The sequence below is a fragment of the Sphingomonas mucosissima genome, from assembly GCF_002197665.1.
GTDB lineage: Bacteria > Pseudomonadota > Alphaproteobacteria > Sphingomonadales > Sphingomonadaceae > Sphingomonas > Sphingomonas mucosissima.
The window spans coordinates 1219758-1235306 of sequence record NZ_NBBJ01000001.1 but is presented as its reverse complement, the minus strand read 5'-3'; the positions used below and the strand labels follow the sequence as shown (position 1 = coordinate 1235306).

The window sequence follows — 15549 nt, the reverse complement described above, 5'->3', positions numbered from 1 at the left end:
CAGCCGTCGGGGAAGTGCCGCGGAAAGAAAAAAGGGCGGCGCTTCGTGTAAAGCGCCGCCCAGATATTGGCAGTGGTCAGATCAGAATTCAAACGCCGCGCTGAAGCGGAACGAACGACCCAGGATCGGACGAGCGAGGATCACGCCCTGGCCCTGGCCACCGATGATGCGCGGGTTCTGCTCCGTCAGGCCCAGCTCGTCGGTCAGGTTGTTGCCGGTCACCTGCAAGCGGATGCGATCCGCCACCGTTACCGAGACACCAGCGTCGAGCTGATAGAAGTTCGGCAGCAGCTGATTGTTCTCCGGATCGGAGAAGCGATCACCGGTGTATTGCAGCGTGGCGAACAGCGACGGCCGAATGCTGCCGACCGGCAGTTCATAGGCCGGGGTCACGCGCCACATCCACTTCGGCTGGCGCTGCACGCGATTGCCGGTATTATCGATCAGCCCGTTGCCCGTGAAGAAATCACGGTAGGTACCGTCGAGGAACGTGCCGGCCGCCGCCAGGCTGAAGCCGCGGAACGGACGCACCACGCCTTCCAGCTCGACGCCGGTCGCCTTCGCGCCGCCGTTGGAGCTGGTCGGCACGTCGTTGATGATCGTCGTGGTCGCCAAACCGTCGAAGCGGTTGTGGAAGACGGTGGCGTAGAGATTGGCGATGTCGGTCGAAACCTTCAGGCCGCCTTCGTAGGTGTCGACTTCGGCAACCACCGCCAAGCCGGTGTTGTTGGCGATGTCGGCCGCGCTGGCTTCGCGCAGATTGTCGAACTGCGGGAAGCTGTTGCCGCGGCTGTAGCGGGCGAACACGCCCACGCTGCGGCTGAAGTCGTAATTGACGCCTGCGGTCCACGACCATGCGTCGTCACGATAGCGGATATTGCGCAGCGGCCCGAGCACGGTGACGCTGTTGTCGTACAGCGTGTTGGGATTGCCATCCAGGTTGACGTTGCCGCCCTGCGCTGCGGTGCGCGGCGTGCTGAGCGTACCGTCCACGATGTGGCGCTGCCAGCGAATGCCGCCATCGATGCGCAGTTCCGGCGTGATCTGGAACTCGTCCACCGCATAGAAAGCCAGATCCTGGCCTTCATACCAGCCGCGCACTTGGAAGGCCGGGCCGCTGGTGAAGCCGCGCAGCGTCGCCTGCTGCGCCGTGCCCGCTGCACTGGTCACGCCCATGTCGAGCCGCCGGGCGTTAGGCTCTGCCGTGAGCAGCACCTGGTTGCCCAGCGCCCACTGATCGCGTGAGGTAAAGTTGGTGTAATAGAACCCGCCGGTCAGCTTGTTGTTGCCGGCCGTCCACTCCAGCGCCGTGTCGGCGACAAAGGACGAAATCTTCTTGCGCACTTCCCAGATGCCGGCGCGCAGAACAGGCGTGCCCGCACCGGTAGCCAGCGCGCCGCTGCCGTCGGCATAAACGAGCGACGATACCGTGGCGCCCGCACCCGCGAGCCGTGTCGCCATCACTGAAGCGGCAACTGGCGCCTCGGCCGGCACCAAGCCACGCGTGTCGGCGTTGCCCCCCATGTAGCTCATGCGCTCACGCACGCGCAGGCCATCGACCACCTCGTAATCGAAGTTGAAGCCGGTGTTGATGACCTTGGCGCCGCGACCGTCCTGCAGATCCACGGTGCGGCCAACGACGTTCTGCACGGCGCGCGTATCCGGGCCGTTCAGCGTTCCGGTGCCATGATCGAAGCCGGGGTACTGGCTGGTGTTATTGCCATCCACGACCACCGGAATCGGCAGGAGCCACTGGCCGCGGTCGTTCAAGTAGCGGGCGTAGATTTCCACGGAGCCCTTGTCACCGAAATCATGGTGAATGTTCGCCGTGATCTGGCCGCCCTGCTCGGCACGGTAGCGCGGATCGCGGATGCCGTTGCTCTGCGCGTAATAACCGCCGACCATGAAGCCGGTGTTCTCGCCGAGCGGACCAGAGATCCAGGCGTCTCCGCGGATCTCGTCGAAGTCGGTGTACGAAACCTTGGCCAGGCCGTGGAGCTCGCTGCCGCCGATGCGCGGCACGACGTTGACGGTGAGGCCCGGCTGGCCGTTGGAGAACAGCGAGCCAGTGCCGCCGCGGACGGCCTCGACGCGCTGTACCGTCTCGTCGAGGCGGATGAGCTGCGAATTCTCCAGGAACGAGAGCGTCGGCGGCGCGAAGATCGGCGTGCCGGCGTACTGGAAGGTGACGAACTGCGCGTCGCCGCCCGACGGATAGCCGCGCACGAAGATGTTGGCGCCGTTCTGGCCGCCCGAGCTTTCCGCCATCACGCCCGGAACCGTGCGCAGCAGATCGGCGGTGCTGTTCGGGGCGGCGCGCTCGATTGCGTCGTTGCCGAGGGTCGTGACGGCGAAGGACGCGTCCTGACGGCGCGTGCCGCCGCCAGCGGTACCGACAACAACGATATCATCCCCGTTCTGAGCGGACGTATCGATCAGACCCGTGTCCGGTTGCGCGCGTTGCGCGCTATCCGCGGACTGAGCGGCAGACGTGTCGGTCTGCGCAGCAACTGACCCGGCAGCGAGCATGGCGCCGGCGGCAGTGCCGATCATGAGACGGCCCATCAATGTGGAAAGCATGATCTTTACCCTTTTGCTTGAGCCGCTCCTCCCGGTAGCGGCCTGATATGCGCGAGATAGGAACGAGGTTTGTTCCCGTCGAGGAGCGCAAAAGGGTGTTGCGCAATCCTGCATATGGTGCAGCCTTTCTGCAACAGTTGATGAGGAGGCGAGGGTGAAGTCAGGCTTGGTGATGGCGCTCCTGATGCTGGCCGCGCCGGTGGCGGCGCAGACGGTGAAGGTTCCGGCGATGACGCTGCCGCCGTCCACGTTGCTGAGTAATGAGGCAAAGCGCGTGATTGTCCAACAGCAGGCGATCCGCCCGCCTGACTTCGGTGACGACATTGCCGCAGCACGTGCTTTCTGGGGGCGCTACAATGACGATCGTCTGGCGGAGATGCGGCGCCACTTCCGCACGGCCGAGCGTCGTGAACGTCTAGGCGGCGTTGTGGTGGACGTGGTCACCCCGGCCAATGGCCCGTCCATGCGCAACGCGGAACGCGTGCTGATCAACGTGCATGGCGGCGCCTTCATGTGGGGCAGCGGCAGCGGCGCGCTGGTGGAGGCAATCCCGATCGCAGCGACCATGGGAATCACGGTGGTAACCGTCGACTATCGTTTGGCCCCTGAGCATCGCTACCCCGCCGCCTCGCAGGACATCGCGGCGGTGTATCGCGAACTTCTGAAACGCTATCGCCCGGAGAACATCGGCATCTACGGATGTTCGGCGGGCGGCGTCATTACCGCGCAATCGGTCGCCTGGTTCCAGCGCCACCACCTACCGCGCCCGGGGGCCGTCGGCACGTTTTGCGGCACAGGCGGCGCGTATGCCGGGGACAGCGCCTATCTCTCCGACCCGCTGACCACCGGCAAGCCGATGCGTGCAGGAGCGCTGCCAACTGAGCTGCAAGCTGCGTACATGAAAGGTATTCCGGCCGACGATCCGCTCGCCTACCCGCTTGGCTCAGACGCAGTGATGCGGCAGTTTCCGCCCACGCTTCACCTCGCCGGCAGCCGTGATTTCGCCTCCAGTGTGCTGACCTGGCAGCATCGTCGGCTGTCGGCATTGGGGGTGAAGAGTGAGCTTCAGATCTTCGACGGGCTTGGCCACGCGTTCTTTGTCTGGCCCAATATGCCGGAATCGATAGAGGCATTCCGGCTTGTTTCCGCGTTTTTCGATCGGCATCTGGGTGCGGCACCGGCAGATCCAGTCAAAAAGGGTGACGAACGATGAAGTTTTGGCAATCGCTGATCGGGACATCTCTGGCGGTGTGTACGCTGGTCGCCGAGCCGATCCGCGCGCAGCAATCGCCTGCCGCGCTTTACGGGGAGCTGTTCAGCGCCGTGCAGACGGGTCGGCTGTTCCCTGACGGCAAGACCTTCGTCGATGCGGTGCCCAAGCGTGATCCGCAGGCGATCATGGCCGATTACCAGCGGCAGCGGCCAACGACGCCCGAGGCGCTGCGCGCGTTCGTCCTCGCCAACTTCACGGTTCCAGGCGTCAACGATCGCGGCGCAACCGATCTGCGCCGCCACATCCGCAACCTGTGGCCGATGCTGGTGCGCCAGGCCGATACGCCGGTCGCGGGCTCGTCCCTGCTGCCGATGCCGCAGCCTTATGTAGTGCCCGGCGGCCGGTTCCGCGAGATGTATTATTGGGACAGCTATTTCACCATGCTGGGGCTCGCCGTCGACGGGCAGCAGCCGCTCGTCGAATCGATGCTGGCGAACTTCACAGACACGATCGAGCGCTACGGCCACATCCCCAACGGCATGCGGACCTATTATCTCGGCCGCGCGCAGCCGCCGTTCTTTGCGCTGATGCTGGACCTGTCCAAGGACGCCGACCCCGCGACGGCGGCAAAGCGGCTGGCGGCGCTGAAGACGGAACATGCCTATTGGATGAAGGGCGCCGAGTGCCTCGATACCAGCGGCGCGTGCGCGCGGGTGGTGCGGATGCCGGACGGCACCTTGCTCAACCGCTATTGGGACGATCGCCCGCTCCCGCGCGATGAATCCTACGCCGAGGATGTGATCACCGCTGGGGAAGACCCGAGCCGCCCGGCCGAGGAGATGTACCGTCACTTGCGCGCCGGGGCGGAAAGCGGCTGGGATTACAGCAGCCGCTGGCTGTCCGATCCGCAGCGTCTTGCCTCCATCCGGACTACCGACATCGTGCCGGTCGATCTCAACAGCTTGATGCTGATGATGGAGGAAGCGATCGCCAGGCGCAGCGCCGCTGCGGGCGATCAGGCGGGCGCCCAGTCGTTCACGGCGATGGCAGATAAGCGCCGAGCTGCGTTGAACCGCTACTTCTGGGTGGCGCGCCAAGGCCGTTACGCCGATTGGGACCGCGTGGCGCGCAAGCCGACGCCGCGCGTCTCGGCTGCCATGCTCTACCCCCTGTTCGCGGGCGCAGCCTCGCCGCAGCAGGCGGCGGCGGTGGCGACTACCGTGCGCCGCGATCTTCTGGCGACCGGGGGGCTGCGCACCACGCCGATCCGCACCGGGCAGCAATGGGACTCGCCCAACGGCTGGGCGCCGCTGCAATGGGTGGCAATCGCCGCGCTGGAGCGGAGCGGCCAGCCGGCACTGGCGCGGGAGATCGCCAAGCGCTGGCTCGGCACGGTGGAGGCGGCTTATGCGGACACCGGCAAGATGCTGGAGAAATATGACGTGGAGGAGCGCAAGCCTGGCGGCGGCGGGGAGTATCCGACGCAGGACGGCTTCGGCTGGACCAACGGCGTGACCAGCGCGATCCTCGAGCGGTATCCGCTGCCGTGACTGTTCGTCATACCGAGCTTGTTCTGGCTTCCGCCCGGCAAATGTGGAGGCTGACAGCAAGAAGACGGTACAGGGACAGGTACGTCATGGAAGCGGCACGACCACGAACGCCGTCCGAGCAGCAGTACAGTGACCGCAAGCTTCGCTCGAGAAACCGAGCTATCAGCTGGGAACCAGCCTGAAAACGGTGGAGAAGTGGCGCGAGAGGGTGGTAGTCGAGGATCTCAAGACCCAACAAGACCCCGCATTCACCAACGCTGACCTAAGCGAGGAGGTGATACTTGTCGTCTCCTGGCGCCACACACTGCTGCCTTTACGCGTCACAACTGGCGATTTCGCACCTGACATGCTCAGGGCTGCAGTGATGGCTTTTTTGCCAGTTGGCTTTGCAACGTGTTGTTGAGGCGACATCCTAAAGCACACCAACTGCGACGTGAGGCTTGAAGATCTCATCGAGCTTGCAGAACGGCCGATCCCCGATCGAGCCGTGCGTGAGCCATCCTCGTGCATCGCCATGCGCGAATGAAGTGTTCAGATACCTGAACAAATGGCAGTTTAGGAAAGCTGAAAACGGCAGCTGAACGGTCGGTTATGGGTCAGACTGCGCTGCTCGGTTCTGCGGCGACTATGCACCTTGCAAGCAAGCTTTCGCTCGTCAGCGTGGGTCAAGCTGATTGTTCTCGCTTACCGCGCTCTCGCTAACGATCAGAGTGTGTTACCGTGTCGGGCAGACGATGTTCGCTCGGATGGGATGCACGACGATGACTGGCAACACGGGTCAGGCCCAAATGGGTATAGACGGGCTGGACGACGTCCTCGGTGGCGGCTTGGAGCGGAGCCGCACCTACCTACTCGAGGGATCGCCAGGTGCGGGCAAGACCACTATCGCGCTGCAGTTTTTGATGCAGGGTGCCGCTGCGAGTGAGACGTGCCTGTACGTCAGCCTCTCCGAAACGCAGGAGGAACTGCTCGCTACCGCCCGGTCCCACGGCTGGGATGTTAGCGGCATCGAGATCTTCGAGCTTGTTCCGCCCGAAAACCTTCTCGATGATGAGCAGCAAAGCCTCCTCTACTCGTCCGATCTTGAGCTTGGTGAAACGACGCGGCGGATATTCGAGGCGTTTGAACGGGTGAAACCGAGCCGGGTCGTGCTGGACAGCCTGTCGGAAATCCGGCTGCTCGCGCAGAGTTCACTCCGTTACCGACGTCAAATCCTGGCGCTTAAGCACTATTTCTCGCGAAGCGGCGTCACCGTCCTGATGCTGGACGATCTGACGTCGGACGCGAACGACAAAACGGTGCACTCCGTTGCCCACGGCGTGGTGAGGCTCGAAGAATTGGCACCTGAATACGGCGCTGAGCGCCGGCGGCTACGGGTGGTCAAGTACCGTGGCCGTCGCTTTCGTGGCGGCTATCACGACTTCGCCATCGAGACGGGCGGTGTTCGCGTGTTCCCCCGGCTCGTATCCGCGGAGCACCGTACCGACTACGATCGCACCATGCTGACAACGGACTCCGCGGAATTGAACGGGCTTCTCGGTGGCGGTCTGGAGCGCGGCTCCAGCCTGCTCGTGCTTGGGCCCGCCGGCACGGGCAAGTCGACGTTGGCGCTCACATTCGTGAAAACGGCAGTTGAGCGGGGCGAAACGGCCGCCATGTTCGTTTTCGACGAAGAAGTCGGCCTTCTGATCCAACGCGCCAAGAGCCTCGGGATCGATCTCCAGCAGATGATCGACGAACGTAAGCTCGTGCTTGAGCAGGTGGACGCCGCCGAACTGACCCCCGGCGAGTTTTCCGCCCGCGTGCGTCACTGCGTGGAAGTGGCAGGCGCGCGAACCGTTATCGTCGATAGCCTTAATGGTTATCAGGCGTCGATGCCGGGCGAGCATGCTCTTATCCTGCACATGCATGAGTTGTTGCAGTATCTGAACCGTCAGGGCGCGACCACGATCCTGACGGTCGCGCAGCACGGGCTGGTCGGCGATATGAAGACGCCGGTCGACGTTACCTATCTTGCGGACACCGTCATTCTGCTCCGGTATTTCGAAGCCTTCGGTCGGGTCCGCCGTGCGATAGCGGTGGTCAAGAAGCGGATGGGCCATCACGAAGACACGATCCGCGAATACCAGATCGGAAGTCGCGGCTTGACGTTGGGCGCTCCACTGACCGACTTTCAGGGTATTCTCCGTGGTATACCGGTGCTGGTCGGCGACGTCGCTCTCCTCAAGCGCGAGGACGCGTGAAGCGGTCCACCGTTTCCGAACGCGCGCTTGTCCTGGCACCGCGCGGCCGCGACGCGGCGGTCGCGACGGCGATGCTGGCGGAGGCCGGGATCGAAGCGGACGCCTGTGCATCGCTGCCTGAACTGATCCAGCGGCTCAATGAAGGCGCGGCGTTCGTCGTTGTGACTGAAGAGGCGATCACGACATCGAATCTTGCGCCACTTTCTTCCTGGCTGGCTGATCAGGAAGAATGGTCCGATCTGCCCTTCGTGCTCCTGACGACCCGTGGCGGTGGGTTGGAACGTAATCCAGCGGCTGCGCGGCACCTCGGTCTTCTCGGCAACGTCACGTTTCTGGAGCGGCCGTTTCACCCGACGACGCTGATCAGCCTTGCTCACTCGGCGTTGCGCGGTCGCCGTCGGCAGTATGACGCGCGCGCGCGCCTGCTCGCATTGCGCAGCAGCGAGCACCGATTCCGCACGCTCTTTGACACCATGGATGAGGGCTTTTGCGTCATCCGCTTTCTGGATGGCGAGCACGGTCCGTTGAGTGACTATGTGCATGTCCAGGTGAACGCCGCCTATGAGCGGCATGCTGGCATCGCCAACGCCGTGGGGCAGCGTGTCCGTGACATGGTGCCCGATGAGGCGGACGGCTGGGTGGCGCTCTACCGCGAGGTTCTGCTGACCGGCGAGGCGATCCGATTTGAACGCAAGCTGATTGCTACCGGCCGTTTTCTTGAATTGTCGGCCTTTCGCGTTGAAGGATCGGACCAGCCGGAAGTTGCGGTCATCTTCCAGGATACCACTGCACGTAAGCGAGCAGAGCTGGAACTTCGAGAACTGAACGAAACACTGGAGCGGCGCGTCAGCGAAGCCGTGGCCGAGCGCGAAGCCGCCGCTGCGCAGTTGGTAGAAGCGCAAAAGCTCGAGACGCTCGGGCAGCTGACGGGCGGTGTGGCTCACGACGTGAACAACCTGCTGACCCCCATAACTGGCGCGCTGGACCTTCTGCATCGCAAGTATGCACGCGAAGACCCGCGCGCGGCACGATGGATCGACGGTGCTTTGCAGTCTGCCGAGCGTGCACGGCTCTTGGTCAGCCGACTTCTCGGTTTTGCGCGGCGGCAGGCTTTGGAAACCAGGCCCGTCGATGTCGCCGGGCTGCTCGACGGCATGCGCGATCTAATTGCCAGCTCGATCGGGTCCGGGATTGAACTGAAGATATTGTCTGCGGCCAAGCTCAAATCAGCGGTCGCAGATCCGAACCAGCTTGAGCTCGCGTTGCTCAATCTCTGCGTGAACGCGCGCGATGCCATGCCGGGCGGCGGCGAGATCAGAATCTCAGCCCACGAGGTAATCGTCGGCTCTGACGAACATATAGGTCTTTCAGCCGGCGCTTATGTCCGGCTCTCGGTAGTCGACACTGGCACCGGTATGGACAAGGCAACGCTCGCTCGTGCGATCGAGCCTTTCTACTCCACCAAGGAACTCGGCAAGGGCACTGGACTAGGGCTGTCGATGGTGCACGGACTAGCCGCGCAGCTCGGTGGAGCGTTTATCCTGAGCAGCACCGTTGGGAAGGGCACGCGCGCCGACCTCTATCTTCCAGCTTCGGCGGAAAACGCACCCATGGCCGCCCGCTACATGGAGGACGTAAGCGTAAGCAGGTTCCTCAAGATCCTGCTCGTGGATGACGAGCAGCTCGTTCGTGATGGCACGGCGGAGATGCTTCGTGACATGGGGCATGAGGTAGTTGCCGTAGACGGAGCTAAGAACGCCCTTGCTACGTTGGAAGAGGGCGGTCACTTCGATGCGATCCTCACTGATTACATGATGCCGAGCATGAATGGAGCGCAGTTCGCTGCCGAGCTCAGTCGCCTTGATATTGGCCTGCCTGTGTTAGTGGTCACCGGGTACGCTGGTGGCGACTTGGAGATTAGCTTGCCACAGTTGGCGAAGCCATTCCGTCGTTCAGATCTCGCGATTGCGCTTGAGCGTCTAGTTGGAAATAAGACCAACGTGGTTGCCATTCGCCAGCGTCAGTGACGGCAGGTTCCGCGCAGGCTCGCAATTTCCTCTGCGCACGGTCAACGTCGCGAAATCAATCGTCAGGATCACGCTGAGAGCGTTCCTGCCCCATGTATCTAGCGTAGCCGGACGGTTGCGCGATGCAATGTCCACTGATCTACCTTTTTCGCCAAAGCTGACGGACTGCTCACGACTCTTACCCGGACGTTTGCTCATGTGTCTACGCCCGATTGCGGCCGAACCCGACATCGTCTCAGGTCGATGTCATGCTTGACGAGTATGACTGCCGAGGTTCGCCGGTAAGCCACCGTTTCCACGTGCGATCGCCGCGAGCGCGTCAGGTGTGGCTGTGCCTCTTTGAGGGGGCGCGTGAGCGCCGACAGATGATGACGCGCGATGGCGATGACTGGTGGTGCGAGGCGCTCGTCTCATCCGGCGTGTGTTACGGATTTCGGGCGGAGGGGGATCATCCGTTCGACCCGTCGAAGCTGCTGGTCGATCCTTATGCGACGCATCTTGATCGGCCGTTTGCTTATGATCCGCAACTCGGGATGGCGGGGGTCGATACGGCAGCGTTGGTCCCGAAAGCCGTGCTGACCTCGCCATTGCCGCCGCTGCCGCCACGCGCGCCGGTCTTCAAGGCGAGGGGGCTGATCTACGAGCTCAACGTGCGCGGGTTTACGATGCGGCATCCCGACGTGCCGGAGCGGCTGCGCGGCACGATTGCGGCGCTCGCGCATCCTGCGGTGCTGGATCACCTCCTTTGCATCGGGGTCGATGCCGTGGAACTGATGCCGATCGTAGCGTGGATCGACGAGCGGCATCTGCCGCCGCTCGGCCTGCGCAACGCGTGGGGTTATAACCCGGTTGTGCCGATGGCGCTGGATCCTCGGCTATGCCCCGGGGGGCATGGCGGAACTGCGCGCCACGGTGGAGACGTTGCGGCAGGCGGGGATTGGCACGATTCTCGACCTTGTGTTCAACCACACGGGCGAGAGTGACCTCCAGGGGCCGACGTTGTCCTTCCGGGGGCTGGACGATGCCGTGTACGCCCGAGGGCAGGATGGCTCGCTGATCAATGATGCTGGCACAGGGAACACGCTGGATTTCGGTTATGCGCCGGTGCGGCAGATGACGCTTGTTGCCTTGCGCCACTTCGTCACGCAGGCCGGGGTTGATGGTTTCCGCTTCGATCTGGCGCCGATCATGGGGCGCTCGCCTGGCTTTGATCCACGGGCGGCGATCTTTGCCGACATCGCCGCCGATCCCGTGCTCGCCGATCGCGTGATGATTGCCGAGCCTTGGGATATCGGGCCGGGTGGCTATCAGCTAGGCGCTTTTCCGGCGACGTGGCTGGAATGGAATGACCGGTTCCGGGACGACGTGCGCCGCTTCTGGCGGGGCGACGGCAGCGCAGGGGCGCTCGCGACGCGGATGGCGGGGTCGACGGATATATTCGGGCCGACGGTGACGCGGACGGTGAACTTCGTGGCGGCGCATGACGGCTTCACGCTTGCGGACGCGGTCGCTTACGCGCGACGGCACAATCATGCCAACGGCGAAGACAACCGCGACGGCCATGCTGACGAGGTGAGTTGGAGCGCCGGGGAAGAGGGGCAGGGCCGAGCGGAGGACGTTCGGGCGCTGCTTGCCACGCTGTTTGCGTCACGTGGCACCATCATGTTGGCGGCCGGGGACGAGTTCGGCCGGACGCAGGGCGGCAACAACAACGCCTATGCACAGGACAACGCCACCTCCTGGCTGAATTGGGAGGCTCGGGATCGCGAGCTGGAGGCCTTTGTGGCGGAGCTTGCGGCCTGGCGGCGCGCGCATCCGGCGATCGGCGCGCCTGAGGTTCGCCATGACCTGTCGTGGTCCGACGTTCGGGGCGACGCGATGACGCCGGCGGCTTGGGACGGGGCGGACGGCTTCGTGATGCGGGTGGGGGACGGCGCCGGCGTCCGGGTCGACCGGGGCCGGCGCTGCGTCGAGGTGCTGCCGCCGCACCAGGCGTGAGCCCGGCGCGGCGGACGCGCTCAGGCCTGAGGCACGACCAGGTACTTCTCGCCCGTCGCGCGCTTGCCGTAGGCCGCGATGGTGGCGGGATCGAGCATGTCGCTGAGGCTGATCCGCTTGGTGTAGTTGCTGGCGAAGGTGGTCTTCAGCTCGCGGGCGACACGATCGCGCAGCTCCTTGGCGGCGTCCGCGCCGATATCTTCTAGGAAGTAAGTGAGCAGCCAGCCGCCCATGCGCCACCGCATGCCGAATCCGCGGTTGAACTCCGTCGGGGCGGGGGAGAGGCCGCCGTACACATAGACCTGCTTCATCTGGCGCGATCCGTACGGGCCGTCGGCGCGCTGGGTGCGGAGCGCCGCCTGCTCCATGGCGGTGAGGATCTGTCCGGCGAGCTTGCCGCCGCCCACTGCGTCAAAGGCGAGATAGGCATCGGTGGCCGCGATCGCGTTGATCAGCTTGGGCAGGAAATCCTCAGCGGTCATGTCGACGACATGCTCGGCGCCAAGGCCGCGCAGCAGATCGGCCTGCGCCTCGCTGCGGACAATGTTGACGAGCGGGATGCCGTCGGCTGCGCACAGCTTGACCAGCATCTGGCCGAGGTTCGAGGCGGCGGCAGTGTGGACGAGGCCCTTGTAGCCCTCACGCTTCAGCGTGCCGACCATGCCCAGCGCGGTGAGCGGATTGACGTAGGACGAGGCGCCTTCCTCTGCGCTGGTTCCTTCCGGCACGATCATGCAATCAGCCGCGCGCACCTTGCGATATTGCGCATAGAAGCCGCCGCCCGCCAGCGCGACCGTCTTGCCGATCAGCGCCTGCGCCGCCGGGGACGTGCCCGCCGCCACCACCACGCCGGCGCCTTCGTTGCCCACCGGAACATCGACCCCAGCGCGGGCAGCGAGCGCGCGCTGAACCGCAGGATTGAGCGGTGCTGTGGCGCTATCGCCGTCTCGGGTGAACTGGGTGCCATCAACCAGCGCCAGGAGCACGGCGAGATCCGATGGGTTGATCGGGGTCGCCTCCACGCGAACGAGCACTTCTTCGTCGTTCACGGAAGGCATGGGCGTGTCCTTCAGCGACAGCTTCACCTCTCCCTCGCGTGTCACGGTCGACACGAGGCGACGAAAGGTTTCGGGCAAGTCAGTCATGCAGGCTCCTCTTGCAGGCTATGCTTATGCCGCTGTCCTTCTCGCCCGTGCCCCGCGATGTCGAGACAAAAAGAGGTCCGGCGCGCCGGGCCCGCGCTCACGCGAGCGTCATTCCTTCCGTGCGGCCGTCCTCGCGCCAGCTCTTGATGATGTCGAAGAAGGCGTTGGGGCCCTTGCCATAGCTGGAGAAGCTGGCCGCCTTGGGGCTGAGTTGTCCCTCGCCGTTGTAATAGCCCGGGGTGCATTCCTCCAGGAACTTGCGACGATCGAGCACCGCGGAGAGGATCTGCTGCGTCCACGCCTCTTCCGCTTCCTCGGTCGGTTCGACGCGGGATTTCTGCGACCGCATGGTTTCGGCGATGATGTGCGCCGCGTGGCCGGCCTGCTCCAGCAGCGCGTGCGGATAATTGGCGGTGAAACCGGATTGAATGACCGAGAAGATGAACATGTTCGGAAAGCCGTTCACGGTCATGCCGTGCAGCGTCTTGCCGCCATCGGCCCATTTCTCCTCCAGCGTGCGCCCGCCGACGCCGCGCACGTCGTATCCGGCGCGACGCGCGTAGCTGGTGCCGACTTCAAAGCCGGTGCCGAAGATCAGGCAATCGAGTTTGTACTCCTTGCCGGCGACCACCACGCCGCCGCGGGTGATCCGCTCGACGCCCTGACCCTGCGTGTCCACGAGCGTGACGTTGGGGCGATTGAAGGTGGCGAGGTAATCGTCATGGAAGCAGGGTCGTTTGCAGAATTGGTTGTACCAGGGCTTGAGCGCGTCCGCCGTCACCTTGTCCTGAACGACTTGATCGACGCGCGCACGGATCGATTCCATTTTCTGGAAGTCGGCAAGCTGCACCAGCTCGTCGGGGTTTTCCGCGCCCGATTTTACTGCCTTCATGCGGGCGATCATGCCCAAGTTGCGGATGATGTCAGTCCAGCCGTCGTTGACCAGATCTTCCTCGGCCCATCCACCGGACACGAGCGTGTTGAAGTTCTCCATTCGGTGACGGTGCCAGCCGGGGGTGAGCGCTTCAGCCCATTCGCGATCGGTTGGCCGATCGCCACGCACGTCGATCGATGACGGTGTGCGCTGAAAGACGTAAAGCTGCTTGGCGCTGGCGCCGAGATGGGGAACGCACTGAACCGCGGTCGCGCCGGTGCCGATGATCCCCACGACCTTGTCGCCGAGCTTGTTGAGACCGCCGTTCTGATCGCCGCCGGTATAGGCATAGTCCCACCGGCTGGTGTGGAACGTGTTGCCTTGAAACTGCTCGATACCCGGGATGCCCGGCAGCTTGGGACGGTGCAGCGGGCCGTTCGCCATGACTACAAAGCGAGCGCGGATGGCGTCACCGCGATTGGTGAATACCGTCCAGCGTCGTTCGTCCTCGTCCCAGGCCATGTCGGTGACCTCGGACTGAAACAGGACGTCGCGGTATAGATCGAAGTGCTCGGCGATACGGCGAGAGTAGGCGCGGATCTCTGGGCCCTGGCTGTACTTGCGCTCGGGCATGAAACCGGTCTCTTCCAGAAGGGGAAGATAGACGTAGCTTTCGATGTCACAGGCGGCGCCGGGGTAGCGGTTCCAATACCAGGTCCCGCCGAACTCGCCGCCCTTCTCAATGAGGCGGACGTCAGCGATGCCGGCTTCGCGCAGCTTGGCACCGGCCAGCAGCCCGCCGAAGCCGCCGCCGATGACCACGACGTCCTTTTCGTCCGCGAGCGGCGCTCGCTCGATCGGCTGTTCGACGTAAGGATCTTCGAGATAATGGGCGAACTTGCCGGTCATCTCGACATATTGATCGTTAGCGTCCGCCCGGACTCGCTTGTCCCGCTCCGCAAGGTACTTCGCCTTCAGCGCCGCTGGATCGAAGCCGAATTGCTCATCCGGCGCGCTGTGCACGGCCTGCGATTCGAGTGTCATTTGCCTCTCCGTTTTTTCTTTCTTGGAACGCATTATGACTTAGCGTTCCGCGGAGAGGTAGTCTGTTTTTGCTTGAGTCAGCCGCGGGGGAAGCACCAGCCGAGTGGCGCCCCGGTGTTAGCGCTCCAGCCGTCCGTCGCCGATCGCCGACGCCTCAAACCGAAAGAGCGTGTCGGGATCGGGCACACTGATGTCGCCGCTTATTTCCGCCGGCGCAAGCTCATGCAGCAGATGCTGGATAATGGCGCGGCGGGCGCGCTTCTTGTGATCGGCGCGCACGCATGTCCAGGGCGCCACGGGCGTGCTGGTGCGGCTGAGCATCGTGTCACGCGCAGTGCTGTAAGCGTCCCAATTCTCCTGCGCGACCAGATCAAGCGGAGAAACCTTCAGCGCTTTCAGCGGATCACTGCGCCGCGACTCGAGCCTGGCGGCCTGTTCGTCGCGCGAGATGTCGAGCCAAAGCTTCACGAACTTGATGCCGTCATCGACCAGCATCGCCTCGAAGCCGGGAACGTCATTGAGGAAACGTGCCTGTTCCTCCGGCGAGGAGAACCCGTTCACGACCTCGACCCCAGCGCGATTGTACCAGCTGCGATTGAAGATCACGAGCTCACCCGCGGCGGGCAGGTGCGCGACATAGCGCTGGAAAAACCATTGCGAGCGCTCATGCGGATTGGGCTTAGGGAGCGCGACCACGCGGGTCTGTCGGACGGCGAGGTGCCGTGTGAGCGTGCGGATCGCGCCGTCCTTCCCGGCGGTGTCGCGCCCTTCCAGCACGACGACCGCCCGCGCACCCGTCGTGGCAGCCCAGCTCTGGTAGCGGACCAGCGCGACCTGAAGGTCGTGATCCTCGGCCGCGTGATCCGCTCCCACGC

At 64.0% G+C, this 15549-nt stretch carries 8 protein-coding genes and 1 pseudogene; 5 read left to right on the top strand and 4 right to left on the bottom strand.

The genetic code is table 11. The features are described 5' to 3' along the window. Positions 1–81: 81 nt before the first annotated feature. A complete protein-coding gene (locus tag SPMU_RS05915; RefSeq protein WP_245832796.1) occupies positions 82–2580 on the bottom strand; it encodes a TonB-dependent receptor in 2499 nt (832 codons plus the stop codon). 154 nt (positions 2581–2734) lie between these two features. On the opposite strand from SPMU_RS05915, the gene SPMU_RS05910 reads away from it, so the two are divergent. The 5 genes and pseudogenes from SPMU_RS05910 to SPMU_RS05890 all read left to right on the top strand — a co-directional run bounded on the left by SPMU_RS05910 (position 2735) and on the right by SPMU_RS05890 (position 11611). Further along, complete coding sequence (locus tag SPMU_RS05910; protein WP_245832795.1) at positions 2735–3793, top strand: alpha/beta hydrolase; 1059 nt, start codon at positions 2735–2737, stop codon at positions 3791–3793. Further along, positions 3790–5343, top strand: a complete 1554-nt coding sequence (gene treA / locus SPMU_RS05905; RefSeq protein ID WP_088332752.1) for an alpha,alpha-trehalase TreA — start codon at positions 3790–3792, stop codon at positions 5341–5343. Before SPMU_RS05910 ends, treA begins: the two co-directional genes overlap by 4 nt. A 761-nt stretch (positions 5344–6104) precedes the next feature. After that, complete coding sequence (locus SPMU_RS05900) at positions 6105–7586, top strand: ATPase domain-containing protein (protein ID WP_169715638.1); 1482 nt, start codon at positions 6105–6107, stop codon at positions 7584–7586. Continuing rightward, complete coding sequence (locus SPMU_RS05895; RefSeq protein WP_245832794.1) at positions 7583–9613, top strand: hybrid sensor histidine kinase/response regulator; 2031 nt, start codon at positions 7583–7585, stop codon at positions 9611–9613. The genes SPMU_RS05900 and SPMU_RS05895 overlap by 4 nt, the downstream gene beginning before the upstream one ends. 248 nt (positions 9614–9861) lie before the next feature. Further along, positions 9862–11611, top strand: a pseudogene (locus tag SPMU_RS05890) (glycogen debranching protein). Positions 11612–11631: 20 nt separating this feature from the next. Here SPMU_RS05890 and SPMU_RS05885 read toward each other — a convergent pair. The 3 genes from SPMU_RS05885 to SPMU_RS05875 all read right to left on the bottom strand — a co-directional run bounded on the left by SPMU_RS05885 (position 11632) and on the right by SPMU_RS05875 (position 15547). Next, positions 11632–12756: a zinc-binding dehydrogenase gene (locus tag SPMU_RS05885; RefSeq protein ID WP_088332750.1), complete on the bottom strand. Its 1125-nt coding sequence runs from the start codon at positions 12754–12756 to the stop codon at positions 11632–11634. Between the two features lie 97 nt (positions 12757–12853). Further along, positions 12854–14674: a flavin-containing monooxygenase gene (locus tag SPMU_RS05880; RefSeq protein WP_088332748.1), complete on the bottom strand. Its 1821-nt coding sequence runs from the start codon at positions 14672–14674 to the stop codon at positions 12854–12856. Positions 14675–14791: 117 nt separating this feature from the next. After that, positions 14792–15547, bottom strand: a complete 756-nt coding sequence (locus tag SPMU_RS05875; RefSeq protein ID WP_088332746.1) for a polyphosphate kinase 2 family protein — start codon at positions 15545–15547, stop codon at positions 14792–14794. Positions 15548–15549: the final 2 nt, after the last annotated feature.

Coding starts and splice junctions, on each gene's coding strand:
- SPMU_RS05915 (WP_245832796.1), bottom strand. CDS start 2,580: ATGCTTTCCACATTGATGGGCCGTCTCATGATCGGCACTGCCGCCGGC.
- SPMU_RS05880 (WP_088332748.1), bottom strand. CDS start 14,674: ATGACACTCGAATCGCAGGCCGTGCACAGCGCGCCGGATGAGCAATTC.
- SPMU_RS05885 (WP_088332750.1), bottom strand. CDS start 12,756: ATGACTGACTTGCCCGAAACCTTTCGTCGCCTCGTGTCGACCGTGACA.
- SPMU_RS05900 (WP_169715638.1), top strand. CDS start 6,105: ATGACTGGCAACACGGGTCAGGCCCAAATGGGTATAGACGGGCTGGAC.
- treA (WP_088332752.1), top strand. CDS start 3,790: ATGAAGTTTTGGCAATCGCTGATCGGGACATCTCTGGCGGTGTGTACG.